Genomic DNA, 25,439 nt, shown 5'->3' on the forward strand with positions numbered 1-25,439 from the left:
CCCAGCAGGAGATATTGAGTCGGGGGGCGATTTTCGCTATATTTACCAGTTCGCCCAAAGGGTTTACAGCAAGCCGGCACAGTTTTGGGGCCGGCTTTTTTGACGGCCGCATTTTCAGGAAAAGCATGATGGATCAGCATCCCGCCCCCGCGCGCCAGGGTCTCTACGACCCCGCCAACGAACACGACGCCTGCGGCGTCGGCTTCGTTGCCCACATCAAGAACAAGAAAAGCCATGCGATCGTCGAGCAGGGCCTGCAGATCCTCAAGAATCTCGAGCACCGCGGCGCCACCGGCTACGACCCGCTGCTCGGCGACGGCGCCGGCATCCTGATCCAGATTCCCGACGGTTTCCTCCGCGAGGAAATGGCGAAGCAGGGCGTGAACCTGCCGCCGGCCGGCGAATACGGCGTGGGCATGGTCTTCCTGCCGAGCGATGCCGAAAGCCGGCGCGCCTGCGAGGCGGCGATCGAACGCACCGTCCGCTACGAGGGCCAGGTGCTGCTGGGCTGGCGTGATGTGCCGGTCGACAACTCGGGCCTGGCGCAGGCGGCCAAGGAAATCGAACCGGTGATCCGCCAGGTCTTCATCGGTGGCGGCGAGGGCGTGACCGACGCCGACGCGCTGGAGCGCAAGCTCTACGTCATCCGCAAGGAAGCCGGTCACCGCGTGCAGGCGCTCAAGCTGCCCGACGGCAAGATGTTCTACGTGGCCTCGATGTCGGTGCGCACCATTGTCTACAAGGGCATGCTGCTGGCCGACCAGGTCGGCGAGTATTTCCTCGATCTCCGGGACGAGCGCGTGGTGACGGCGCTGGCGCTGGTGCACCAGCGCTTCTCCACCAACACCTTCCCGACCTGGGATCTGGCCCATCCCTTCCGCATGATCGCCCACAACGGCGAGATCAACACCCTGCGCGGCAACGTGAACTGGATTCGCGCCCGCGAGCACGGCATTTCCTCCCCGGTGCTCGGCGACGACCTGCAGAAGATCTGGCCGCTGATCTACGAAGGCCAGTCCGATTCCGCCAGTTTCGACAACGCGCTGGAACTGCTGGTCATGGGCGGCTACAGCCTGGCCCACGCCATGATGATGCTGATCCCCGAGGCCTGGGCCGGCAACCCGCTGATGGACGAGGATCGCCGCGCCTTCTACGAATACCACATGGCGCTGATGGAGCCGTGGGACGGCCCGGCGGCGGTGGCCTTCACCGACGGCCGCCAGATCGGCGCCACGCTCGACCGCAACGGCCTGCGCCCCGCCCGTTATCTGGTCACCGACGACGACATGGTCGTCCTCTCCTCCGAGATCGGCGTGCTGCCGATTCCGCAGGAGCGCATCGTCAAGAAGTGGCGCCTGCAGCCGGGCAAGATGCTGCTGATCGACCTCGAGGAAGGCCGCATCATCGGCGACGACGAGGTCAAGCGCCAGCTGGCGGCAGCCAAGCCCTATCGCGAATGGATCGAGAAGTCGCGCTATTTCGTCGACGACCTGCCCGAGGTCAAGTCGCGCGACAAGCTGGCCGCGCCCCTGCTCGACATGCAGCAGGCCTTCGGCTACACGCAGGAGGACTTCAAGTTCATCCTCGAACCGATGGCCCTGACCGGCGAGGAAGCCACCGGCTCCATGGGCAACGACATTCCGCTGCCGGTGCTGTCGGGTAAGAACAAGCCGCTCTTCCACTACTTCAAGCAGCTCTTCGCCCAGGTGACGAACCCGCCGATCGACCCGATCCGCGAGGAAATCGTCATGTCGCTGATCTCGCTGGTCAGCCCCAATCCCAATCTGCTCGGCGTCGACGAAACCGCGCCGACGCCCCGCCTCGAGGTGCTGCAGCCCATTCTGTCGCCGGCCGACATGGCCAAGCTGAAGCAGGTCGACAAGCTGACGAAGGGCGCCTTCCGCGCCTGCGTCATCGACATCACCACCCCGGCGGCGGCGGGTCCCGCCGGCCTCAGCGATGCGCTCTACCAGGTCTGCATCCGCGCCGAGCGCGCGGTGGGCGAAGGCTGCAGCGTCATCATCCTCTCCGATCGCGCCGTCGATGCCGCGCGCGCGCCGATTCCGGCACTGCTGGCCTGCTCGGCCGTGCATCAACACCTGGTGAAGACGGGCCTGCGCACCTCCGCCGGCCTGGTGGTCGAAACCGGCGCGGCGCGCGAGACGCACCACTTCGCCCTGCTGGCCGGTTACGGCGCCCAGGCCATCCACCCCTGGCTGGTCTTCGACAGCCTCGCCGCCATCGCGTCCAGCCTGCCGGGCCAGCCCTCGGCCTACGACTGCCACAAGAAATTCACCAAGGCCATCGGCAAGGGGCTGATGAAGGTGATGTCGAAGATGGGCATCTCCACCTACCAGTCCTACTGCGGCGCGCAGATTTTCGAGGCCATCGGCCTCTCGTCGGATTTCGTCGCCCGCTACTTCACCGGCACGCCGACGAAGATCGAGGGCATCGGCCTCAAGGAAGTCGCGCTCGAGGCGCTCAACACCCACGGCGCCGCCTTCGGCAACGACCCGGTGCTCGCCAGCATGCTCGACGTCGGCGGCGAATATGCCTTCCGCGTGCGCGGCGAAGAGCACATGTGGACGCCGGATGCCATCGCCAAGCTGCAGCATGCGACGCGCTCGGGCAAGTTCGACACCTACAAGGAATACGCTGCGATCATCAACGACCAGAGCAAGCGCCACATGACGCTGCGCGGCCTGTTCGAGCTCAAGCCGGCCGGCGCGCCGGTGCCGCTGGACGAAGTCGAGCCCGCCAGCGAGATCGTCAAGCGTTTCGCCACCGGCGCCATGTCGCTCGGCTCGATCTCGACCGAGGCGCACAGCACGCTGGCCATCGCCATGAACCGCATCGGCGGCAAGTCCAACACCGGCGAGGGCGGCGAGGATCCGCGCCGCTTCCAGAAAGTCGGCGCCGGCGCCACGGTGGCGAGCGTGGTCGGTGCCAGCCGCATCGAGCGCGACATTCCGCTGAAAGAGGGCGACTCGCTGCGCTCGGCGATCAAGCAGGTCGCCTCGGGCCGCTTCGGCGTCACCATCGAGTACCTGTCGAACTCCGACCAGATCCAGATCAAGATGGCCCAGGGCGCCAAGCCCGGCGAGGGCGGCCAGCTGCCCGGCCACAAGGTCTCCGACTACATCGGCTTCCTGCGCCACTCGGTGCCGGGCGTCGGCCTCATTTCGCCGCCGCCGCACCACGACATCTACTCCATCGAGGATCTGGCGCAGCTGATCCACGACCTCAAGAACGCCAACCCCAGCGCCTCGATCTCGGTCAAGCTGGTCTCCGAAGTCGGCGTCGGCACCGTCGCCGCCGGCGTGTCCAAGGCCAAGGCCGACCATGTCGTGATCTCCGGCTACGACGGCGGCACCGGCGCGAGTCCGCTGTCGTCGATCAAGCACGCCGGCACGCCGTGGGAACTGGGCCTGGCCGAGACGCAGCAGACGCTGGTGCTCAACCGCCTGCGCGGCCGCATCCGCGTGCAGGTCGACGGCCAGATGAAGACCGGCCGCGACGTCGTCGTCGGCGCGCTGCTCGGTGCCGACGAGTTCGGCTTCGCCACCGCGCCGCTGGTGGTCGAGGGCTGCATCATGATGCGCAAGTGCCACCTCAACACCTGCCCGGTCGGCGTCGCCACGCAGGACCCGGTCTTGCGCAAGCGCTTCTCGGGCCAGCCCGAGCACGTCGTCAATTACTTCTTCTTCGTCGCCGAGGAAGCGCGCCTGCTGATGGCCGGGATGGGCATCCGCAGGATCGACGAGTTGATCGGCCGCGCCGACCTGCTCGACATGAAGAAGGGCATCGCCCACTGGAAGGCGCGCGGACTCGACTTCTCGCGCATCTTCCACATGACGGCGGCCGCCCCCGATGTCGCGCGTATCCACTGCGAGACCCAGAATCACGGCATCGACAAGGCGCTCGACCACCAGCTGATCGAGAAGGCCCGCCCCGCGCTCGAGCGCGGCGAAAAGGTCGCCTTCGACATGCCGGTGAAGAACCTCAACCGTACCGTCGGCACCATGCTGTCGCACGAAGTGGCCAAGCGTTACGGCCATGCCGGCCTTGCGGATGAGACCATCCACATCCGCATGAGCGGCACCGCCGGCCAGAGCTTCGGCGCCTTCCTCGCCCGCGGCATCACGCTCGAACTCTCGGGCGAGGCCAACGACTACGTCGGCAAGGGGCTGTGCGGTGGCAAGATCGTGGTCAAGCCGCAGGCCGCCTTCCGCGGCAAGCCCTGCGAGAACATCATCGTCGGCAACACCGTGCTCTACGGCGCCATCGAAGGCGAGGTGTTCTTCCGCGGTGTCGCCGGCGAGCGCTTCTGCGTGCGCAACTCCGGCGCCACGGCCATCGTCGAGGGCACCGGCGACCACTGCTGCGAATACATGACGGGCGGCACCGTAGCGGTGCTCGGCCAGACCGGCCGCAACTTCGCCGCCGGCATGAGCGGCGGCATCGCCTACGTGCTGGACGAGGACGGCAGCTTCGCCAAGCGCTGCAACCTGTCCATGGTCACGCTGGAGAAGGTGCTGCCGAGCGCCGAGCAGGCCAACGACGGCACGCGCCACAAGCAGACGGCCGACGAGGACCTGCTGAAGGGGCTGATCCAGAAGCATCTGGACGAGACCGGCAGCGAAGTGGCGCGCCGCATTCTGGCCGAATGGGCAAAGTTCCGCGCCAGGTTCGTCAAGGTGTTCCCCAACGAATATCGCCGCGCCCTGAAGGAAATCGCGGCACGTCAAATCAAAGAGGCAGCGTGATGGGTAAGCCTACCGGTTTTCTGGAATTCGAACGTCTTTCCGAGGCCTATGCGCCGGTCGAGAAGCGGCTCAAGCACTACAAGGAGTTCGTCGCGCACCTCGACGACGCCGGCGCCAAGACGCAGGGGGCGCGCTGCATGGACTGCGGCATTCCCTTCTGCAACAGCGGCTGCCCGGTCAACAACAACATCCCGGACTTCAACGACGCGGTCTATCGCGGCGACTGGCGCGCGGCGATCGAGATCCTGCACTCGACCAACAACTTTCCCGAGATGACCGGCCGCATCTGCCCCGCTCCGTGCGAGGCCGCCTGCACGCTGGGCATCAACGCCGCCCCCGTCGGCATCAAGTCGCTCGAACATGCCATCATCGACAAGGCCGGCGAGAACGGCTGGGTCGTGCCGATGGTCGCGAGCGCCAAGACCGGCAGGAAGGTCGCCGTCGTCGGCTCCGGCCCCGCCGGCCTCGCCGCCGCGCAGCAGCTGGCGCGCGCCGGCCACGACGTCACCGTCTTCGAGAAGAACGATGCCATCGGCGGCCTGCTGCGTTACGGCATTCCCGACTTCAAGCTCGACAAGCGTCTCGTCGAGTGGCGCGCAGCCCAGCTCAGGGCCGAGGGCGTCAAGTTCGTGACGAAGACCCTCGTCGGCACCGACATGCCCAAAGGCGTCGCCAACGATGCCGTCAAGGTGATCGCGCCGGCCAAGCTGATGAAGGATTTCGACGCCGTCATCCTCGCTGGTGGTTCCGAGACCCCGCGCGACCTGCCGATTCCCGGCCGCGATCTCGACGGCGTGCATTACGCGCTGGAGTTCCTGATCCCGCAGAACAAGGAAGTCGGCGGCGGCAGGAAGAACCCGATCTCGGCTGCCGGCAAGCACGTCGTGGTGATCGGCGGCGGCGACACCGGCTCCGACTGCGTCGGCACCTCCAACCGCCACGGCGCCGCTTCCGTGACCCAGTTCGAGCTGCTGCCGCAGCCGCCCGAGCAGGAGAACAAGCCGCTGGTCTGGCCCTACTGGCCGACCAAGATGCGCACCTCCTCGTCGCACGACGAAGGTTGCTCGCGCGACTGGTCGATCGCCACCAAGGAGTTCATCGGCGAGAACGGAAAACTCAAGGCGCTCAAATGCGTCCGCCTCGAATGGGCCGGCGGCAGGATGACGGAAGTGCCGGGCAGCGAGTTCACAGTCCCCGCCGACCTCGTCTTCCTCGCCATGGGCTTCACCAACCCCATCGCCTCGGTGCTCGACGGCTTCGGCGTGGCGAAGGATGGTCGCGGCAACGCCAATGCGACGACCGACGGCGAGGGCTGCTACGCCACCAGCGTCGCCAAGGTGTTCGCCGCCGGCGACATGCGCCGCGGCCAGTCGCTGGTGGTCTGGGCGATCCGCGAGGGTCGCCAGTGCGCCCGCGCCGTCGACGAGTTCCTCATGGGCAGCAGCACGCTGCCCAGATAAGCAGTCCTTCGACGCAGAGACGCAGAGACGCAGAGACGCGGAGACGCTGAGAAATGCGAGACAAGGCTGTGATTTTCTCCGCGCCTCCGCGCCTCCGCGTCAGGTGTTGTTTCTGATGGCGCTCAACGTCGTCATACTCGCCGCCGGCCTCGGCAAGCGCATGCGCTCGGATCTGCCCAAGGTCCTCCACCCGATAGCCGGCAAGCCGATGCTGGCCCATGTGCTCGACACCGCGCGCCAGCTCGGCGCGACGAGGACATGCGTTGTCTACGGCCATGGCGGCGAACAGGTCCGCGCCGCGCTCGACGCCCCCGATCTGCATTGGGCGAAACAGGAGCCGCAGCTGGGCACCGGCCATGCCGTGCTGCAGGCGCTGCCGCATATCGACCCTGCCGCCCTGACCCTGGTGCTCTACGGCGACGTGCCATTGATCCGCGCGGCGACGCTGCGGCGCCTGATCGAGGCAGCCGCCGATGACTGCCTGGCGCTGCTGACCGCGCACCTGCCCGATCCGCACGGCTACGGTCGCATCGTTCGCGTCGAAGGGCAGGTTACGCGCATCGTCGAGGAGAAGGATGCCGACGACGCCGAGCGCGCGATCCGCGAAATCAACACCGGCATTCTCGTCGCGCCCGGAGACGCGTTCGCGCGCTGGCTGCCGCAGCTGGGCAAGGCGAACGCCCAGGGCGAGTACTACCTGACGGATGTCGTGGCACTGGCGGCTGCCGAAGGCATGGACATCGTCACCGCGCATCCCGATGCCGCGTGGGAAACCGACGGCATCAACAGCAAGGTGCAGCTCGCGCGGCTCGAGCGCATCCACCAGCGCAACATCGCCGAGGCGCTGATGAACGAAGGGGTGACGCTGGCCGATCCCGAGCGCATCGACGTGCGCGGCACCCTCGAATGCGGCCGCGACGTCTTCATCGACGTCGGCTGCGTCTTCGAGGGCACGGTAAAACTCGGCGCTGGCGCCACGGTGAGCGCGCACTGCGTGCTGAGGGACTGCAGCATCGGCGCCGGCGCCCGCATCCATCCTTTCTGCCACATCGAGGGCGCCACGGTCGGGCCGCAGAGCCTGGTCGGACCCTTTGCCCGGCTGCGCCCAGGCGCCGACCTGGGCGAAGACGTGCACGTCGGCAACTTCGTCGAGGTCAAGAACTCGACCATCGCCGCCCACTCCAAGGCCAACCATCTCGCCTACATCGGCGACGCCACGATCGGCAGCCGCGTCAATGTCGGCGCCGGCACCATCACCTGCAACTACGACGGTGCCAACAAGCACCGCACGGTGATCGAGGACGACGTCTTCATCGGCTCCGACACCCAGCTCGTCGCGCCGGTCACCGTCGGCCGCGGTGCCACGCTGGGCGCCGGCACCACGCTGACGCGCGACGCGCCGCCGGAGCAGCTCACGGTTTCGCGTCCCAAGCAGGTTTCCGTCGCAGGCTGGAAGCGGCCGACCAAGAAGAAGGCCTAAAGCTATGGCCCCCACGCTCACTTCGTTCGCTGCCCCCACAGGGGGCTATGCCTCCCTTGGGGCGGCCCGGCGGGAGGCATAAATGTGCGGAATCGTCGCGGCGGCGGCTCGCAACAATATCGTTTCGGTCCTGATCGAGGGGCTCAAGCGGCTCGAATACCGCGGCTACGATTCCGCCGGCCTCGCCGTGCTGAAGCCCGCACTGGCCCGCCTGCGCAGCGTCGGCCGCGTCGCCGAGCTCGAGGCGCAGGCAGGGGGACTGTCGGCGCAGACGGGCATCGCCCACACCCGCTGGGCCACCCATGGCGTGCCCTCCGAGCGCAACGCCCATCCGCACATCTCCGGCGGCCTCGCGGTGGTGCATAACGGCATCATCGAGAACTACGAGTCGCTGCGCGAGGCCTTGCGTGCGCAGGGTTACGTCTTCACCTCGGACACCGATACCGAGGTCATCGCCCACCTGGTCGAGTCTTCCCTCAAGACCGCAGCGGATCTGGCCGAGGCGGTGCGCGCCGCCGTGCGACAGCTGCGCGGCGCCTTCGCCATCGCCGTGGTGCATGAGCGGGAACCGCACCGCGTCATCGTGGCACGCGAGGGCTCGCCCCTGCTGCTGGGCATCGGCGAAGACGGCAACTACGCGGCGTCGGACGCCTCGGCGCTGCTGTCGGTGACGCGGCGCATGGTCTATCTGGAGAACGGCGACCTCGCCGACCTGCGTCCCGATGCCTGGCACGTGATGCGCTTCGACGGCACGCCGGTCGAGCGCCCGGTGGCGCTGTCGCAGCTCTCGGCCGACGCCGTCGAGCTCGGCCGCTTCCGCCATTACATGCAGAAGGAAATCTTCGAGCAGCCCGACGCGCTGGCCAATACCCTCGAGATGGCGGGTGCCGCGAAGAGCGTGCAGCCGGGGCTGTTCGGCGCCGACGCGGCGAAGCTGCTGGCCGGCGCCGACTCGGTGCTGATCCTCGCCTGCGGCACCAGCGCCCACGCCGGCATGACGGCGCGGTACTGGATCGAGGCCATAGCCGGCATCCCCTGCACGGTCGAGATCGCCAGCGAATATCGCTACCGCGTCTCGGTGCCGCGCGCCAGCCAGCTCGTCGTCGCCATCTCGCAGTCGGGCGAGACGGCGGATACCCTGGCCGCGTTGCGCCATGCGCGCGAGCTCGGCCAGCCCCTGACCCTGGCGATCTGCAACGTGCCGGAGTCGGCCATCGTGCGCGAGTGCGCGCTGCGCTTCATCACGCGCGCCGGTCCCGAGATCGGCGTGGCCTCGACCAAGGCCTTTACCACCCAGCTCGCCGCCCTCTTTCTGCTGACGCTGGTGCTGGCGAAGCAGCGCGGCCGTCTCGAGGCCGCGGTGGAACAGGCGCACCTCCATGCCCTGCGTCACCTGCCGGTCGCCGTGCAGAAGGTACTCGACCTCGAACCGCAGCTCGCCGCCTGGGCGCAGCGCTTCGCCGCCAAGCACCACGCCCTGTTCCTCGGCCGCGGCCACCATTTCCCGATCGCGCTCGAAGGCGCGCTCAAGCTCAAGGAAATCTCCTACATTCACGCCGAAGCCTACCCTTCCGGCGAACTCAAGCACGGCCCGCTGGCGCTGGTCGACAAGGACATGCCGGTGATCGCCGTGGCGCCCAACGACGCGTTGCTGGAGAAGGTGAAGTCCAACATCCAGGAAGTGCGCGCCCGCGGCGGCGAACTCTACGTGCTGGCCGACGCCGATTCGGAAGTCGCCGAATCGGAGGGCGTGCACATCCTGCGCCTGCCCGAGCACTATGGCGCGCTGTCGCCGGTGCTGCACGTCGTGCCGCTGCAGCTGCTCGCCTATCACGCCGCGCTGGTCAAGGGGACCGACGTCGATAAGCCTAGAAACCTGGCCAAATCAGTTACTGTCGAATAACAAGGGAGTCCATCATGTCGAACATTTCCGTCGAAACCATCCGCTCGCTGGCCCTGGTCGGCCACGGCGGCGCTGGCAAGACCACGCTGGCCGAAGCGCTGCTGCATGCCTCCGGCGCCATCGAGGCGCGGGGCGCGGTCGAGAAGGGCAACACCGTCTGCGACTTCGACCCGCAGGAGAAGGCCGCGGGCCACTCCCTCAACTCGGCGGTGGTGCATTTCTCCGACCGCAACGTCGAGGTCAATCTCATCGACACCCCGGGCTATCCCGATTTCGCCGGCCAGGCCATTGCGTCGCTGGCCGGCGTCGACACGGCGCTGGTGGTGATCAACGCCCAGACCGGCATCGAGCTATCGACCGAGCGCATGATGAAGGCCGCTGCCGCGCGCAGGCTGTGCCGCATGATCGTGGTCAACAAGATCGACGCCGACAACGTCGACCTGCCCGGCCTCGTCAATGACATCCGCGAGCGCTTCGGCAAGGAATGCCTGATCCTCGACCTGCCGGCGCACGATCGCCACGACGTGGTCGAGGTGCTGGAGAAGGATTCGGGCGACGCCGATTTCGACTCCGTCGCCGCTGCCCATCGCGCGCTGATCGACCAGATCATCGAGGAGGACGAGGACCTGCTGGCGAAATACCTCGAGGATGGCCAGGAGCCCTCCGCCGCCGAGCTGCACGCGCCCTTCGAGAAGGCGCTGCGCGCCGGGCACCTGATCCCGATCCTGTTCGTTTCGGCCAGGACCGGCGCCGGCATCCCCGAACTTCTGCACGTGCTGGAAACGCTGGCGCCGAATCCGGCCGAAGGCAACCCGCCGCCATTCTTCAGGGGCGAGCCGGGCGGCGCGACGACCGAAGGGAGTGCAAAGCCCGAGGAATTCGCGGCTGTCCCCGATCCGGCCAAGCATGTGCTGGCCCACGTCTTCAAGGTCATCGTCGATCCCTACATGGGCAAGGTCAGCGTCTTCCGCGTGCATCAGGGGACGGTGAAGAAGGATGCGCAATTGTTCGTCGGCGACGGCAAGCGTCCGATCAAGGCCGGCCACCTCTACAAGCTGATGGGCAAGGACTATGTCGAGGTCAATGAACTGTTGCCGGGCGAGATCGGCGCGGTGGCCAAGATCGATGACATCGATTTCGACGCGGTGCTGCACGACTCGCACGACGAGGATCACATCCATCTCAAGCCGCTGGAGTTCCCCAAGCCGATGCAGGGCCTGGCCGTCGAGACCAGGAAGAAGGGCGACGAGCAGCGCCTGTTCGAAATCCTGCACAAGCTCGAGCTGGAGGACCCCTGCTTCGAGATGGAACGCCACCCGACCACCAACGAGACCGTGATTCGCGGCCTCGGTGAAATGCACCTGCGCTACAAGCTCGACAAGATGGCGACGCAGTTCAAGATGGAACTTGATACCAAGCCCCCGCGCGTGCCTTATCGCGAGACCATCACCGGCAATGCCGAGGGCCACTGCCGCCACAAGAAGCAGAGCGGCGGCGCCGGCCAGTTCGGCGAGGTCTATCTCAAGATCGAGCCGCTGGCCCGCGGCGCCGGCTTCGAGTTCGTCGATCGCGTCAAGGGCGGCGTGATTCCCGGCGTGTTCATGCCGGCCGTGGAGAAGGGCGTGCGCCAGGCGCTGGACGATGGTGTCGTTGCCGGCTACCCGGTCGAGGACCTGCGCGTCATCGTCTATGACGGCAAGACCCACGCGGTCGACGGCAAGGAAGTCGCCTTCGTCACCGCCGGCCGCAAGGCCACCATCGAGGCGATCCAGGCGGCCAATCCCATCGTGCTCGAGCCCATCGTCAGCATCGAGATCATCGCGCCCGAGGTCAACATGGGCGACCTGGCCGGCGACTTGTCGTCGCGGCGCGGCCATGTCACCGGCACCACGCCGCGCGGCCACGGCACGGTGGCGATCGCCGGCGAGGTGCCGCTCGCCGAGATCACCGACTACGCTTCGCGCCTCAAGTCGATGACGGGCGGCCAGGGCGCCTATACCATCGAGTTCGCCCGCCACGCCCAGGTGCCGCCCCCGGTGCAGCAGAAGCTCGCCGCCGGCCACAAGCTGCGCGAGGACGAGGAATAAGCGAGGCCCGCAGAAAGTCGGCGCCGTCCCGCCGGCGCCGACTTTCTACAGCTTCATCGGCCGGTGATAGCCGACCAGTTCGAGGTAGCCGCGACCGACGGTTCGCCCGTCGTGTCGCAGACTGACCGCCCCCTCCCAATAGACCGCGCCGGTCGACAGCCGCGCGTCGAGTTCCTGATCCTCGATCAGCGGCTCGATGTCGAAGCGCAGCGCCGCCGTGCCCTGGCCGAGCGTGAGGCGGCTGCGTACCGGGTAACTTGTGCCGGTGCGCGGCGAGCGCCAGGTTCCCAGCGTTTCGAAGCGCACTGCGTCCGGCCCGTAGCTGAGCTCGCGGCCATCGCGCTCGCGCAAGCGCGCGCTGGCCCAGCGCACGGCGGCGCCGTCGCGGCCGCGGATGCGGAAGGCCATCAGCGCCCCGCCGTCGTCGAGATTGATGCCGATCCAGTCCCAGCCGACCGATTCCTCGTCGAGCACCGCCGTAGACCATTCGTGGTCGAGCCAGGCGCGGCCGCGCACGGGCAATGATTTGCCTTCGAAGCCGACAGTGCCGCTGACGGCGAGTTGCGGCTGGCTGTAGTAGTGGCTGGCCTGCTCGGGGCGCGGGCCCTTGCGCGAGAAGCCGCGATCGCCCTGCAGCAGCAGCGGCTGCGTCGGCGCGAGTCCGAGCCGCAGGGCCAGTGCCTGGTCGGCGACCGTCGCGGCGTAGCGGCCCGTGGCGGCATCGCGGCTGAAGCTCCAGCCCTGCACGGCCACCGCCGTGTCCTCGAGGGCGAAGCGCGTCGATTCGTCGCCGTCGCCGACGCGGGCCGCGCGCTGCGCGTGGCGCAGGCGGCCGTGGCCCGGCCAGGCGAGCGCGGCGTGGGCGAACAGCAACTGGTGCGGCGCGAAGCGCGAGGGGTTGGCCGGGTCGTGCGCGGTGCGCGAGCGGAAGAAGGTGACCTGGAAGCCGGCCGGGCCTTCCGCGGTCTCGAGCCAGCCGGTGGCATACCACCACTCGGTGCGGTAGTCCGGATGGGCGCCGTGATCGCGCGGGAAGGCGAGCGCTCGCGGCCGGACCGGCGGGAACGACGGCGCGGCGGCCAGCGCAGCCCGGCTTGGCAGCAGGCTCGCCAGCGGCAGGCAGCCGGCCGCACCGAGCAGCTGCAGCATTCGGCGCCGCCGCATCACCAGTCCTCCCTCACCGCGCGCAGCGGGCCGGCGCCGGTGGCCTGGCGCGTCGCCAGCAGCGCGGTGGCGATACCGGCGAACACCAGCAGGGCCGTCACGACGCCGAGCAGCCCCCAGGGCACGGCCAGATCCATGTTCCAGTGGAAGGACTGCGGATTGACCACCCGCACCAGCACCAGCGCGATGGCCAGCCCGAGCACGCCGCCGGCGACGATGCCGAACAGCGTCAGCCCTGCCGCTTCGAGCGCCAGCAGCCGCAGCAGTTCGGCGCGGGTGATGCCGAGGTGGCGCAGCATGCCGAATTCCCTGGCACGGGCGAGCGCCTGCGCCGAGAAGGTGGCGCCGATGCCGGCCAGGCCGATGGCGATGGCGACGAGTTCCAGCAGGTAGGTGACGGCGAAGCTGCGGTCGAAGATGCGCAGCGACAGCTCGCGGATCGCGCCCGGTTCGCCGAATTCCAGGTGCCGCGTCGCCGGCACGTCGCGCTGCAGCGCCTCTGTCAGTTGCGCCGGGGTCGTGGCCGGGCGCGGCCACAGCGCGGCGTCGGTGATGCCGCGATCGCTACTCAGGCGCTGGTAGTCGGCGAGATTCAGGGTGACGGTGCCGTGCTGGCGGGCGAAGTCGCGCCAGACGCCGGCCACCGTCACCGCGACGGCACGCCCGCCGAGCGGCAGCGTCTGGCGGCTGCCGAGCGACCAGCCGTAAAGGTCGACCATGGCCTCCGACACCCAGACCGGCAGGGTGCCGGCCGGGATCTGCGCCCGCGCCAGTGCGTCGCCGGTCAGCGGAATGCGCTCGCCGGGATTGTCGAGGTCGAGGGTGCGCGCCATCAGCGTCACCGGCGGGCGCGCCGGATCGAGGTCGAACTGCTGGATGCGCATCCACTCGACGCGCTCGAGCGCGGGGTGGGCGGCGATGGCCGCGATCTCGGCCGGCGCGACGAAGGCGCTGTTGCCACCAATTGGCACGCGGAAGTAGAGCGGCGCGGCGAGGACGCGGCCGAGCCAGCGATCGACCGAATCGCGGAAGCTGCCGACCATGATCGCCATCGCCACCATCAGGGCGAAGCTCGCCACCACGCCGGCCAGCGCGATGCCGGCCTGGCCCGGCGCGGCGGCGAGACGCTGCGTCGAGAGGAAAGCGAGCGGATGGGTTCGCGGCGACACCCGGCGGGCGACGATGGCGAAGGCGTGGCCGGCGAGCCCCGGTACCAGCGCGATGCCACCGACCAGCCAGCAGGCAATGGCGAGGTAGCCGGCCACCGGCAGGCCTTGCAGCGGCGGCAGCCGCGTCAGCACGCCGCCGAGCGCGATCAGCGCCAGCCCCGGCCAGAGGCGGCGCAGCGCGCTGCCCGAGCCGAACAGCGCCGCCTCGGCGCCGCTGCGGATGGCCTGGGCCGGCGCGGCGCGGGCGACCTCGAGCGCCGGTGCCAGGCTGCCGGCGGCGGCCGCCAGTGTGCCGAGCGCGACGAATCCGAATATCGCCGTCGGATCGAGCAGCAAAGCGGGCGCGACGCCGGCGAAGTAGCCGCCGCCGAGGTCGCCGCCGAACAGCGTCACCGCCGCTTGCGCAGCCGCGATGCCGAGGCCGGCGCCGACGGCGCTGCCGATGAAGCCGATGGCCGCGCCCTCGGCCAATATCTGTCGCACCAGCGCCCGTGCCGGCCAGCCGAGCGTGCGCAGCAGCGCGAACTCGCCGCGCCGCCGCACCACCGACAGCGCCTGCGTCGAGAAGACGAGAAAGGCACCTGTGAACAGCGCAACCAGCGCCAGCACGTTGAGATTGACGCGGTAGGCGCGCGACAGGTTGGCGGCGCGAATGTCGCCGGCCTCCGGCGGGCTGACGAAGACGCCGGCGGGCAGCCATGCTCCAAGGCGCTGCGTCACGGCTTCGCGCGAGGCACCGGCGGCGAGGCGCAGTTCGATGCGCGAGAGGCTGCCGAGGCGGGCGAGCCGCCATTGCGCCGCGCCGATGTCCATGGTGGCGAGGCGCTGGCGCGGCCGCGCGCCGGGCAGGCTGCCGGCCACGCGCAGCGCGACGCGCTCGAGGCCGACCTGCAGCGTCAGCGTCGCCCCCGGGGCGAGGTCCAGCCATGACTGCGCGGCGGGCGAGAGGAAGATCGCGTCGTCGGCCAGCAGGTCGGCGCCGTCAGCGGCGGGGGCGCCGATCAGCGCGGGCGCGACCTGGCCGGCGCGGAAGGGATCGATGCCGAGGACCTTCAGCGTTCGCGTTTGCCCGGGAGCGGTCGCGGTGGCGCCGAGCACCAGCGCGTCGACCTCGACGACGGGGCTGGCCACGGCGATGTCGGGATCGGTGACGACGCGCGCGAACACGCTTTCGTCGAAGCCGCCGCGCGGGCCGCGGATCTCGAGGTCGGCCTGGCCGCTGGCGGCGCGCACGGCCTGGGCGAATTCCGTCACGGCCGAGGTGTTGATGAGCTGGACGGCGAGGCCGAGGGCGACGCCGATGGCGATGGCGGCGAGCGCCGACAGCGCGCGCCAGGGATGGGTGCGCATTTCGCCGCCGGCGAGCCAGAAGCCGAGTTTCATGCGACGCGTGGCAGGGTGCGCGGAGCCAGGCCGTCGCGCGTCAGTTCGAGCACGCGATCGGCACCGGCCGCGGCGTGGGCCGAATGGGTGACGAGGATCGCCGTCGCGCCGTTCTGCTTGATCTCCTCGCGCAGCAGGGCGAGGACGCTGTCGGAGGTCTCGGGATCGAGGTTGCCGGTCGGCTCGTCGGCCAGCAGCAGGGCCGGCCGGTGCACCAGGGCGCGGGCGATCGCGACGCGCTGCATCTCGCCGCCCGACAACTCGCGCGGGTAGGCATGGAGGCGGCTGCCGAGGCCGACGGCCTCGAGCATGGCGGCCGCGCGTGCGGGGTCGTCGCGCCGCAACAGCAGCAGCGGCACGCGCACGTTCTGTTCGAGCGTCAGGTGCGGCAGGATGTGGAAGGCCTGGAAGATGAAGCCGAGCTTCTCGCGCCGCAGGCGTGCCGCCGCCTCGTCCGCCAGCCCGGAGATGCGCTGGCCGCCGACGCGGATTTCTCCGGCATCGGGATGATCGAGGCCGGCCACCAGGTTAAGCAGCGTGGACTTGCCGACACCCGACTCGCCCATGATCGCGACGTATTCGCCGCCGGCCAGCGTCAGCGACAGATCGGCGAACAGCGTGTGGCCGCCGGGAGGGGTCTTGGCGATGCGGTCGAGTTCGAGCACGGTGTGCGGGTTCGGGAGCGGGAGGCGAGTCCGGTACTTTATGCCAGTCGCAGCGGCCCGGGGTAGCCTCGGGCCATTGCGGCGGCCGCGGAACCATGGGGCGGACTTGCGGTCGAACCGTTCGCTTCCTACAATGGCTTCACCATGCGCCGCTGGTTTCGATTGCTTCCCTTGCTGATCACCGCCCTGTGGTTGCCGCTGCAGGCCGTGGCGGCGATCGCCATGCCCTACTGCCGCCACGCCGCCGAACAGGTCGTGGCGCTGGATGCGTCGGCGTCAGAGGCGCATTGCCGTGGCCATGCCGGCAACGACGCCCCGTCGGCAGGTGCCGCTGCCGACCAGGACTGCGACGGCTGCGAACTCTGCCACCTCGCCAGTGCCGGCTACATGCTGCCGGCCGTGGCCATGGCCGGCCACCTGCCGCCGGCGCGCGACTTCGAAGCGCGCCCGGTTCTCGCCTCGCCCAGCTTCATTCCCGAACCTCCGCAGCATCCGCCCAGACGCTTGAATTGAGAGTCCCGGCGCCCGCATCGGTGCGGGCCCGCTTTTCCGTTCAATCGTCATTCGGGAGGTTCCCATGAAAGCCATTCTGCGTGCGCTCGCCATCGCGGCGCTTGTCGTCCCCTTTTCCATCCATGCTGCCGACGCGCTGTCCGAGGGCACCGTCAAGAAGGTCGAGGCGGCCGCCGGCCGCGTGACCCTCGCCCACGGGCCCATCGAAAATATCGGCATGCCGCCGATGACCATGATGTTCAAGGTCAAGGATCCGGCGATGCTGAAGAAGGTGAAGGAGGGCGACAAGGTGCGCTTCCGCGTCGAGGAGATCGGCGGCACCTATACCGTCGTGCGCATCGAAGCGGCGAAGTAAGGCCGTGCGCCCGCAAGTCGTACTGGCGACCGCGGCGGCGGTCGCCGGGCTGACGTTCTCCGGGGTCGGCCGGGCAGCGGAAGACGTTTACATCGGCGGCTACGTCGAGAGCCTGCTCGAGTTCGCGCGCGAACGCCATCCGGAGTTCGCCGCCATGCGTCACGAGGCGGCCGCCGCCGCGGAGCGTATCGAAGTGGCCGGTGCCTTGCCCGATCCGATGTTTCGCACGGAACTGCGCGACATCACCAACGAGGCCAACCCGGCGGCGAGTCCAAGTGTGCTGCCGGCGCGCGTCGGCAGCACCAAATACACCATCTCCCAGACCCTGCCCTGGTTCGGCAAGCGCGAGCTGCGGCGCGACGTCGCCGTCGCCGGTGCCAGCGAGGCCGAGACGCGAACGCGTGCGACCTGGATGGAACTGGCGACGAGGATCAAGCAGACCTACGCCGAGCATCATGTCCATCTCTCCATCCTGCGGCTGCTGCGCGAGAACATCGACCTGCTGTCGCGCATCGGCGAGATCGCGCAGGTGCGCTACGCCGGGGGCATCGGCACGCAGCAGGAGGTGATCCGTGCCCAGACCGAGCGCGCCATGCTGCAGGGCGACCTCGCGATGTTCGAAGGCGAGAGCGCCCAGGCCAGTGCGCGCATGCGCAGCTTGCTCGGGCGTCCGTCGGCCAACGTCAAGCTGCGCCCGCCGGAGAAGCTGCGCCCGCTGCCGCCGCCGGAGAAACTGGAATTCGCCGCGCTCGAGGCGCGCCTCGTCGCCAACAATCCGCAACTGGGCGCGGAGGCGGCGCGCATCGCGGCGGCCGACAAGGGCCGCGAGCTCGCCTACCGCAATCGCTATCCCGATGTCAGCGTCGGCATATCTCCGATCCAGACCGGCTCGCGCGTCTCCGAGTGGGAGCTGATGTTCGAGCTGAACATACCGCTGCAGCAGGACAGCCGCCGTGCGCAGGAGCGCGAGGCCGAGCGCATGGCCGAAGCGGCGCGGGCGCGGCGCGAGGCCGCGTTGAATCAGGGGCTGTCGGAGCTGAGCGAACGCCTCGCTGGCCTCGAGTCGGCGCGGCGCATCGAGGCGCTGATCGCCGGCAGCCTGCTGCCGCAGGCCGAGCTTTCCCTGCAGTCGGCCCTGGCCGGCTATGAGACCGGCCGCGTCGACTTCGCCATGGTGCTCGACGCGCAGCGCCAGGTGCGCAAGGTGCAGCAGGACCTCGTCAAGGCCCGCGGCGACCAGCAGGTGCGGCTGGCCGAGATCGAACGACTGATCGGAGAAGAACTATGAAGACAAGCGCAGTCGCCGCATTCGCGCTGGTCGTCGCCATCGCGGCCGGCGCCGGCTATTGGGCCGGCGGCCAGAAGAAAGCCCCCTCGGGGGACACGGCGAGCGCTGCTGCACCGGCGGCTCCCGCCGGGAAAAAGTTGCTCTACTACCGCAACCCCATGGGCCTGCCCGACACTTCGCAGACGCCGAAGAAGGATTCGATGGGCATGGACTACATCCCCGTCTACGAGGGCGAGGACGAAGGCGGCGGCAATGAAGTCAAGGTCAGCACGGCCAAGGTGCAGAAGCTCGGCGTCAAGGTCGAGGCGGCGAGCCTGCGCGAGCTGTCGCGCCCGATCCGCGCGGCGGGCCGCGTCGAGGTCGACGAGCGGCGGCTGCACAACGTCGCGCCGAAGTTCGAGGGCTGGGTCGAGAAGCTTCATGTCAACGCCACGGGCCAGCCGGTGGCGAAGGGCCAGCCGCTGTTCGAGGCCTACAGCCCCGAACTGGTCTCGGCGCAACGCGAATACCAGCTCGCCGCGCAGGGACTGGCGGCTCTGAAGGACGCGCCGCCCGACGCGCAGGCCTCGATGCGCCGGCTCGCCGACGCGGCACTGGCCCGTCTCTCCAACTGGGACATTTCGTCCGAGCAGATCGAGCGGCTCAAGTCCGGCGGCGAGGCCACGCGCACACTCACCTACCGCGCGCCGGCCGGCGGCGTGGTGCTGGAGAAGAAGGCCGTCGCCGGCATGCGCTTCATGCCCGGCGAGATGCTCTTCCAGATCGCCGACACCGGCGGCATCTGGGTGATCGCCGACGTGTTCGAGCGTGACATCGGCTCGCTCAGTGTCGGGCAGAAGGCGAGCGTGCGCATCAACGCCTATCCCGACAAGATCTTCGAGGGCCGCATCGCCTACATCTACCCGACGCTGAAGGCCGAGACGCGCACGGTGCCGATCCGCGTCGAACTGGCCAATCCCGGCGGGCTGCTGCGGCCGGCGATGTACGCCAGCGTCGAAGTCGGTTCCGGCAGCACGGCGAAGGTGGTGACGGTGCCGACCTCGGCGGTGATCGACAGTGGCACGCGGCAGACGATCCTGGTGCAGAAGGGCGAGGGCCGCTTCGAGCCGCGCGAGGTGAAGCTGGGCGCGCGCGGCGACGACTACGTCGAGGTGAAGGACGGCGTGCAGGAAGGAGAGCAGGTGGTGGTCGCTGCCAACTTCCTCATCGATTCGGAGAGCAACCTCAAGGCGGCACTGGGCGGCATGTCTGAGCCGACCAAAGCCAGCGTCAGCCACCAAACCGTTGGCACCCTAGATGCCATAGACAGCAAGGCCGGCACGGTGACGGTGACGCACGAGCCGGTGGCCAGCCTCAAGTGGCCGGCGATGACCATGGAGTTCGTGCCGGCGAATCCTTCGCTGGTGGCCGGCTTCAAGCCGGGCGCGGCGATCAGTTTCGAATTCGTCGAGAGGAAGCCTGGCGAGTGGGTGATCACGAAGCTGGAAAGCAGGAAGCGCTGAAATGAGACCCGACGTTTGGTGCGCGATCGGGCCGGTGGGGGGCTCTGCTCCGCTCATGTCCTCCGGCGGCGGTCTCCGACCGCCTCCTCCCCCTTTACTTCGCTGCGCAGAGCACCCCACCAGCCCTCCGGGCGGGCGTCGCGGGTGTTTGGCGGAAAGGCCGCACCGGCGTGACCGGCCAAGGGTGGCGGGTGGCCGACGCAGCGAAATAAAGAAGGAGAACCGGGCGCAGCCCGGTTCGGGTGACATGAGCAGCGTCGGCCACCCGTCGCCCTTGGCGTGCTCCGCCCCCCTAACGAACAAGGCGGTTCATGCATCAGGGGTCGGGCGAAACGCGCTGGAGCAACTGACATGCTAGCCAACATCATCGACTGGTCGGCGCGCAATCGCTTTCTCGTCCTGCTCGCCACGCTGTTCGTCGTGCTCGCCGGCGTCTACGCTGTGGTCAAGACCCCGCTCGATGCGTTGCCCGATCTCTCCGACGTCCAGGTCATCGTCTACACGGAGTACCCGGGACAGGCGCCGCAGGTGGTGGAGGACCAGGTCAGCTACCCGCTGACGACGGCGCTGTTGTCGGTGCCGAAGTCCAAGGTGGTGCGCGGCTTCTCCTTCTTCGGCGCTTCCTTCGTCTATGTGATCTTCGAGGACGGCACCGACATCTACTGGGCCCGCTCGCGGGTGCTGGAGTATCTCTCCACCGTCGCCGGCCGCCTGCCGCAGGGCGTGGCGCCGAGCCTGGGGCCGGACGCCTCGGGCGTCGGCTGGGTCTATCAGTACGCGGTGCTCGGCAAGAACCGCACCCTGGCCGAACTGCGCACGCTGCAGGACTGGTACCTGCGCTACCAGCTGACCAAGGCCCAGGGGGTGGCCGAGGTGGCGAGCATCGGCGGCTTCGTCCAGCAGTACCAGGTGACGGTCGATCCGGTGAAGCTGCGCGCCTACGGCGTGTCGCTGATGACCGTGGCCAATGCCATCCGCAATTCCAACCGCGACGTCGGCGGCCGCGCCATCGAGATGGCCGAGGCCGAATACATGGTGCGCGGCCGCGGCTATTTGCGCGGCAGGTCCGACCTCGAACAGTTGGTGGTGAAAGCCGATAAGGGCACGCCGGTTCTTCTGCGCGACATCGCGCGCGTCGAACTCGGCCCGGACGAACGGCGCGGCGTGGCCGAACTCAACGGCGACGGCGAGGTGGTGTCCGGCATCGTGGTGGCGCGCTATGGCCAGAACGCGCTCGACGTGATCGGCAGCGTCAAGGAGAAAATCAAGGAAGTCGCGGCCGGCCTGCCGGCGGGCGTGACCATCGAGACCGTCTACGACCGCTCCGAACTGATCGAGCGGGCGATCGCCACGCTGAAGACCACGCTCACCGAGGAATCGCTGATCGTGGCGCTGGTCTGCATCGTCTTCCTGCTGCACGTGCGCTCGGCGCTGGTGGCTATCCTGATGCTGCCGGTGGGCGTGCTGATCGCCTTCATCGCCATGCGCGCGCTCGGCATGAACTCCAACATCATGAGCCTCGGCGGCATCGCCATCGCCATCGGCGCCATGGTAGATGCGGCCATCGTGATGATCGAGAACGCGCATAAGCATCTGGAGCGGCTGAAGGAAGGCGAGTCGCGTACCGAGGCGATGATTGCGGCGTGCAAGGAGGTGGGGCCGGCGCTGTTCTTCTCGCTGCTGATCATCACCGTCTCCTTCCTGCCGGTGTTCACGCTGGAGGCGCAGGAGGGCCGCCTGTTCGCGCCCCTGGCTTTCACCAAGACCTTCGCCATGGCCGGTGCCGCGCTGCTGTCGGTGACGCTGGTGCCGGTGCTGATGCTGCTGTTCGTCCGCGGCCGCATCCTGCCCGAGGCGAAGAATCCGGTGAACCGCATCCTCATCGCGCTCTATCACCCCGTGATCGCGCTGGTGATGCGCGCCAAGATTGCGACCATCGCCATCGCGGTGACCGCGATGGCCGTCTCCATCTGGCCGGCGATGAAGCTCGGCAGCGAGTTCATGCCGACGCTCAACGAGGGCACGCTGTTCTACATGCCGACCGGCCTGCCCTCGATGTCGGTGACCAAGGCGGCGGAACTGCTGCAGACGCAGAACAAGATCATCAAGAGCTTCCCCGAGGTCGCCTCGGTGATCGGCAAGGCGGGCCGCGCCCAGACGGCGACCGACCCGGCGCCGGTGGAGATGTTCGAGACGGTGATCAACCTCAAGCCGGAGTCGCTGTGGCGGCCGGGCCTGACGGTGGACGGCCTCATCGCCGAGCTGGACAAGGCGCTGCAGTTTCCCGGCATCGCCAATTCCTGGACCATGCCGATCAAGGCGCGCATCGACATGCTGTCCACCGGCATTCGCACGCCCGTCGGCATCAAGGTCTTCGGCAAGAACCTGGACGAGATGGAGCGTCTGGCGCGCGAGATCGAGACCGTGGTCAAGGCCGTGCCCGGCACCAGCTCCGCCTACGCCGAGCGCATCACCGGCGGCTACTACCTCGACATCGAACCGGACCGCGAGGCACTGGCGCGCTACGGCATCCTCGTCGGCGACCTGCAGGAGGTCATCGCCACGGCACTCGGCGGCGAGATGGTGACCACGGCCGTCGAGGGCCGCGAGCGCTTCGGCGTGTCGTTGCGCTACCCGCGCGAGTTGCGCGACGACCCGCAGAAGATCGCGGCCAACGTGCTGGTGCCGATCATGAGCGAGATGGGCGGGCAGGCGGCGATGGTGCCGCTGGGCCAGGTGGCGAAGGTGAGCATCGTCAAGGGGGCACCCTCGATCCGCACCGAGAACGCGCTGCTCTCGGCCTACATCTACGTCGACATTCGCGATCGCGACATCGGTTCCTATGTCGCCGAGGCCAAGCGCGCGGTGGCCGACAAGGTGAAATTTCCGCAGGGCAGCTACGTCACCTGGAGCGGCCAGTTCGAGTACATGGAGCGGGCGCTGGAGCGGCTCAAGGTCGTCGTGCCTTTCACGCTGCTGATCATCTTCCTGCTGCTCTACCTCAACTTCCGCCGCCTCGCGCCGACGCTGATCGTGATGCTGTCGGTGCCGTTCGCCCTGGTCGGCGGCGTCTGGCTGATGTTCCTGCTCGGCTACAACCTCAGCGTGGCGGTGGCGGTGGGCTTCATCGCGCTGGCCGGCGTCGCGGCCGAGACCGGCGTGGTGATGCTGATCTACCTCGACCACGCCTGGGAAGCCGCGCGGAATAAGTCGGCGCTGGCGGGACGGCGAGCGGGCGCCGCCGAACTCTACGCGGCGGTGATGGAGGGCGCGGTGGAACGCGTGCGGCCGAAGATGATGACCGTGGTCGCGATCATGGCGGGCCTCTTGCCCATCATGTGGAGCACGGGAGCGGGATCGGAGGTGATGCGCCGCATCGCCGCGCCCATGGTCGGCGGCATGATCTCCTCGACCGTGCTCACGTTGATCGTGATTCCGGCGATCTATGCCCTGGTCGAGGAATGGCGGTTGCGACATCGGCGCGTGGGTTAACATTGCCCGACTGTCGCCCGTCGAGGAGAAAACGTTGAGAACACTGATTTCGGCCATCGCAGTCGTCCTGGCCGCGACGACCCCGCTCGTCGCTCTGGCGGCGAAGAAGGACCCCGCCGAGAAGCCCGCGGTGCAGGGTAGCGCTGAGCAGCAGCGGCCCGTCGTCACCGTCAATGGCGTTGCGGTTCCCGAAATCGACGCGCGCATCGCCGTCGCCGATCGGCGGGCCGCCGGCGTTGCCGACTCGCCGGCCCTGCAGAATGCCGTGCGCAACCAGCTGGTGGCGCGGGAACTGTTCGCCCAGCAGGCTCGCAAGCAGGGGCTGGACAAGAACGCGGTGCTGCGGGCGCGGATGCGCATGGCCCAGGAGGAACTGCTGGCGCGTGCCTACGAAGAGGATTACCTGGTCAAGCATCCGTCCAGCGACGAGCAAGTGCGCAAGGAGTACGACGGCATCAAGGCGCGCTCGGGCGACAAGGAATTCCTCGTCCGCCACATCATGCTGGCGAGCGAGGACGAGGCCAAGGGCGTAATCACCCGCCTGCGCGGCGGCGAGAGTTTTCAGAGCCTTGCCGCCTTGTCCAAGGACGAAGGCAGTCGCACGCGTGGCGGGGAACTCGGCTGGCGCAATGCCTCGAACCTGCCGCCGCAGCTGACAGAGGCGGCGACGAAGCTGGCCAAGGGACAAACCACGCAGCAGCCGGTCAAGGGACCTGCTGGCTGGCACGTGCTTCTGGTGGAGGACACACGGCCATTCACCATGCCGCCCTATGACGACAAGATCAAGGGGCAGTTGCGGCAGGCGCTGGCGCGACAGGCGCTCGCCACCCATCTGGGAGAACTGCTGAAAAGCGCGAAGGTCGAGTAGGTGGGCTCGCGGCAGCCGGCGTTCTCCTTCACCACGTTTCCTGACATCCGATGCCGGTCGCACTGGCCCTGCTCCCCGATTTCCTGCTGATCCTGCTCGGCCAGGCCTTGCGCCGCTGGCTGCACTTGGGCGATCACTTCTGGACCGGGCTGGAGAAGCTGGTCTATTTCGTGCTGTTCCCGGCCCTGCTTTTCAACGCCCTGGCCCGTGCCGATCTGGCGTGGACAACGGCGGCACCACTGGTGGCGACCGCTGCCGGCGCGATGATCGTCGGCATGCTGCTGGGCGGTTTGGCGCGCTGGCTCTTTCCTCCGTCCATGCTGTCGCCTGTTTCGTTCGCGTCGCAGTTCCAGTGCGCCTTCCGCTTCAACAGCTACATCGGCCTCGCGGTGGCGGCAAAGCTGCACGGCGGTGCGGGCATCGCGGCAATGGGCCTGGTCACAGGGGCCATGGTGCCGCTGGCCAACTTCGCCGCGGTCGGCATGCTGGCGCGGCATGGCGGCGTCAGCCTGTGGCGCGAACTGGCGAAGAATCCGCTGGTATTGGCGACGCTGGCGGGGCTGCTCTGGAACATGCTGGGCCTGGGGCTGCCGGCGCCGCTGGCGCAGTTCCTCGGCCGCCTGGCGGAGGCCGCGATCGCGCTGGGCCTGTTGGCGGTCGGCGCGGCGCTGCGGCTCAGGGGCGCACCCGGCGGCGGCCACGGCACGGCGGCATGGTTTCTGGCGGTGAAGCTGTTGGCGGTCCCGCTGGCGGCCATCGGCATCGCCCGCTTTTTCGGGCTGTCCGGCCCCTATTTCGATATCGCGCTGGCCTTCGCCGCGCTGCCTACGGCGAGTTCGGCCTATATCTTGGCCCAGCGGATGGGCGGGGATGGTGCCAGCGTCGCCTGGCTGATCTCGGCGGGCACGCTGGCGGCCATGCTGACCTTACCCCTTTGGCTTGGCCTTGTCCGCGGATGAGGTCGATGGCGTCGCGTCGGCCGCGGCCGACGGCGCAGCGGCGGCGCTCTGGGCGGCGGTCTGCTGCTGCATGAAGTTCCACGGCCACAGCGCCGGATTGGCGAAGGGATTGGTGTCGGCGCCGGCGGCCGACTGACTGATTGCCTGCATCGTCGCCAGGGTGTTCTTCTGCATCTCGAGCCCCTGGATGGTCATCTGCAGCATCGACAGGTTGGTGCGCAGCCAGCCTTCCACCGCCTTGAGGTCGGCGATGCGGCGTTCGAGCTCATTGGTGTCGACCGTGGGCGCGACCATGCCCGGCAAAGGGAAGCCCATGTTGCCCCACATGGATTTGAGGAAATCGAGTGGTTCCTGCGCGTTTTCGGTCATGGCGGATCTCCGTTGA

16 protein-coding genes are annotated in these 25,439 nt (G+C 68.5%); 12 read left to right on the forward strand and 4 right to left on the reverse strand.

Going from position 1 to position 25,439, the window contains the following annotated elements:
• Positions 1-128: 128 nt before the first annotated feature.
• From gltB to fusA, 5 genes are all read left to right on the forward strand, one after another.
• Positions 129-4,766 carry a glutamate synthase large subunit gene (gene gltB / locus EJE94_RS05225; protein ID WP_121240658.1) on the forward strand — a complete coding sequence of 1,546 codons (4,638 nt, stop codon included), beginning with the start codon at positions 129-131 and terminating at the stop codon, positions 4,764-4,766.
• Positions 4,766-6,226, forward strand: coding sequence for a glutamate synthase subunit beta (locus EJE94_RS05230; protein ID WP_121240395.1), 1,461 nt, complete (start codon positions 4,766-4,768; stop codon positions 6,224-6,226). Before gltB ends, EJE94_RS05230 begins: the two co-directional genes overlap by 1 nt.
• A gap of 115 nt (positions 6,227-6,341) precedes the next feature.
• A complete protein-coding gene (glmU, locus tag EJE94_RS05235) occupies positions 6,342-7,706 on the forward strand; it encodes a bifunctional UDP-N-acetylglucosamine diphosphorylase/glucosamine-1-phosphate N-acetyltransferase GlmU (RefSeq protein WP_121240660.1) in 1,365 nt (454 codons plus the stop codon).
• A gap of 82 nt (positions 7,707-7,788) precedes the next feature.
• On the forward strand, positions 7,789-9,609 hold the full coding sequence (gene glmS, locus EJE94_RS05240) for a glutamine--fructose-6-phosphate transaminase (isomerizing) (protein WP_121240396.1): 1,821 nt from the start codon (positions 7,789-7,791) through the stop codon (positions 9,607-9,609).
• A 14-nt stretch (positions 9,610-9,623) separates the two neighbouring features.
• The gene (gene fusA / locus EJE94_RS05245) at positions 9,624-11,696 is read left to right on the forward strand and encodes an elongation factor G (protein WP_121240397.1); all 2,073 of its coding nucleotides are present in this window, start codon (positions 9,624-9,626) and stop codon (positions 11,694-11,696) included.
• A gap of 45 nt (positions 11,697-11,741) precedes the next feature.
• Here fusA and EJE94_RS05250 read toward each other — a convergent pair whose 3' ends face one another.
• From EJE94_RS05250 to EJE94_RS05260, 3 genes are read right to left on the reverse strand one after another with little or no spacing between them, the layout of a single operon-like run.
• The gene (locus tag EJE94_RS05250; protein ID WP_207855748.1) at positions 11,742-12,845 is read right to left on the reverse strand and encodes a lipocalin-like domain-containing protein; all 1,104 of its coding nucleotides are present in this window, start codon (positions 12,843-12,845) and stop codon (positions 11,742-11,744) included.
• Between the two features lie 14 nt (positions 12,846-12,859).
• Positions 12,860-15,412: an FtsX-like permease family protein gene (locus tag EJE94_RS05255; protein ID WP_121240399.1), complete on the reverse strand. Its 2,553-nt coding sequence runs from the start codon at positions 15,410-15,412 to the stop codon at positions 12,860-12,862.
• Positions 15,409-16,077, reverse strand: a complete 669-nt coding sequence (locus tag EJE94_RS05260; protein WP_121240400.1) for an ABC transporter ATP-binding protein — start codon at positions 16,075-16,077, stop codon at positions 15,409-15,411. The genes EJE94_RS05255 and EJE94_RS05260 overlap by 4 nt, the downstream gene beginning before the upstream one ends.
• Before the next feature lie 144 nt (positions 16,078-16,221).
• Here EJE94_RS05260 and EJE94_RS05265 point away from each other — a divergent pair, with 144 nt between their 5' ends.
• From EJE94_RS05265 to EJE94_RS05295, 7 genes are all read left to right on the forward strand, one after another.
• Positions 16,222-16,590: a hypothetical protein gene (locus tag EJE94_RS05265; RefSeq protein ID WP_124962398.1), complete on the forward strand. Its 369-nt coding sequence runs from the start codon at positions 16,222-16,224 to the stop codon at positions 16,588-16,590.
• 64 nt (positions 16,591-16,654) lie between these two features.
• Complete coding sequence (locus tag EJE94_RS05270; protein ID WP_121240402.1) at positions 16,655-16,945, forward strand: copper-binding protein; 291 nt, start codon at positions 16,655-16,657, stop codon at positions 16,943-16,945.
• 4 nt (positions 16,946-16,949) lie between these two features.
• Positions 16,950-18,233, forward strand: coding sequence for a TolC family protein (locus tag EJE94_RS05275; protein WP_121240403.1), 1,284 nt, complete (start codon positions 16,950-16,952; stop codon positions 18,231-18,233).
• Positions 18,230-19,735, forward strand: coding sequence for an efflux RND transporter periplasmic adaptor subunit (locus tag EJE94_RS05280; protein WP_121240404.1), 1,506 nt, complete (start codon positions 18,230-18,232; stop codon positions 19,733-19,735). Before EJE94_RS05275 ends, EJE94_RS05280 begins: the two co-directional genes overlap by 4 nt.
• A 351-nt stretch (positions 19,736-20,086) precedes the next feature.
• Entirely contained in the window at positions 20,087-23,227 is a 3,141-nt protein-coding gene (locus EJE94_RS05285; RefSeq protein WP_121240405.1) for an efflux RND transporter permease subunit, read from the forward strand.
• A gap of 34 nt (positions 23,228-23,261) precedes the next feature.
• Complete coding sequence (locus EJE94_RS05290) at positions 23,262-24,095, forward strand: peptidylprolyl isomerase (RefSeq protein ID WP_121240406.1); 834 nt, start codon at positions 23,262-23,264, stop codon at positions 24,093-24,095.
• A 50-nt stretch (positions 24,096-24,145) separates the two neighbouring features.
• A complete protein-coding gene (locus EJE94_RS05295) occupies positions 24,146-25,054 on the forward strand; it encodes an AEC family transporter (protein WP_121240407.1) in 909 nt (302 codons plus the stop codon).
• Here the strand turns inward: EJE94_RS05295 and EJE94_RS05300 are convergent.
• A complete protein-coding gene (locus EJE94_RS05300) occupies positions 25,022-25,423 on the reverse strand; it encodes a PhaM family polyhydroxyalkanoate granule multifunctional regulatory protein (RefSeq protein ID WP_121240408.1) in 402 nt (133 codons plus the stop codon). The two genes, EJE94_RS05295 and EJE94_RS05300, sit on opposite strands and share 33 nt — an antisense overlap.
• Between the last annotated feature and the right edge of the window lie 16 nt (positions 25,424-25,439).

Origin of the sequence: Sulfurisoma sediminicola (genome assembly GCF_003865015.1) — a bacterium.
GTDB classification, from domain to species: domain Bacteria; phylum Pseudomonadota; class Gammaproteobacteria; order Burkholderiales; family Rhodocyclaceae; genus Sulfurisoma; species Sulfurisoma sediminicola.

Bases quoted from the DNA above. Each gene is read 5' to 3' on its own strand.
- gltB (WP_121240658.1), top strand. From the start codon at position 129: ATGGATCAGCATCCCGCCCCCGCGCGCCAGGGTCTCTACGACCCCGCC.
- EJE94_RS05230 (WP_121240395.1), top strand. From the start codon at position 4,766: ATGGGTAAGCCTACCGGTTTTCTGGAATTCGAACGTCTTTCCGAGGCC.
- glmU (WP_121240660.1), top strand. From the start codon at position 6,342: ATGGCGCTCAACGTCGTCATACTCGCCGCCGGCCTCGGCAAGCGCATG.
- glmS (WP_121240396.1), top strand. From the start codon at position 7,789: ATGTGCGGAATCGTCGCGGCGGCGGCTCGCAACAATATCGTTTCGGTC.
- fusA (WP_121240397.1), top strand. From the start codon at position 9,624: ATGTCGAACATTTCCGTCGAAACCATCCGCTCGCTGGCCCTGGTCGGC.
- EJE94_RS05250 (WP_207855748.1), bottom strand. From the start codon at position 12,845: ATGCTGCAGCTGCTCGGTGCGGCCGGCTGCCTGCCGCTGGCGAGCCTG.
- EJE94_RS05255 (WP_121240399.1), bottom strand. From the start codon at position 15,412: ATGAAACTCGGCTTCTGGCTCGCCGGCGGCGAAATGCGCACCCATCCC.
- EJE94_RS05265 (WP_124962398.1), top strand. From the start codon at position 16,222: ATGCGCCGCTGGTTTCGATTGCTTCCCTTGCTGATCACCGCCCTGTGG.
- EJE94_RS05270 (WP_121240402.1), top strand. From the start codon at position 16,655: ATGAAAGCCATTCTGCGTGCGCTCGCCATCGCGGCGCTTGTCGTCCCC.
- EJE94_RS05280 (WP_121240404.1), top strand. From the start codon at position 18,230: ATGAAGACAAGCGCAGTCGCCGCATTCGCGCTGGTCGTCGCCATCGCG.
- EJE94_RS05285 (WP_121240405.1), top strand. From the start codon at position 20,087: ATGCTAGCCAACATCATCGACTGGTCGGCGCGCAATCGCTTTCTCGTC.
- EJE94_RS05295 (WP_121240407.1), top strand. From the start codon at position 24,146: ATGCCGGTCGCACTGGCCCTGCTCCCCGATTTCCTGCTGATCCTGCTC.
- EJE94_RS05300 (WP_121240408.1), bottom strand. From the start codon at position 25,423: ATGACCGAAAACGCGCAGGAACCACTCGATTTCCTCAAATCCATGTGG.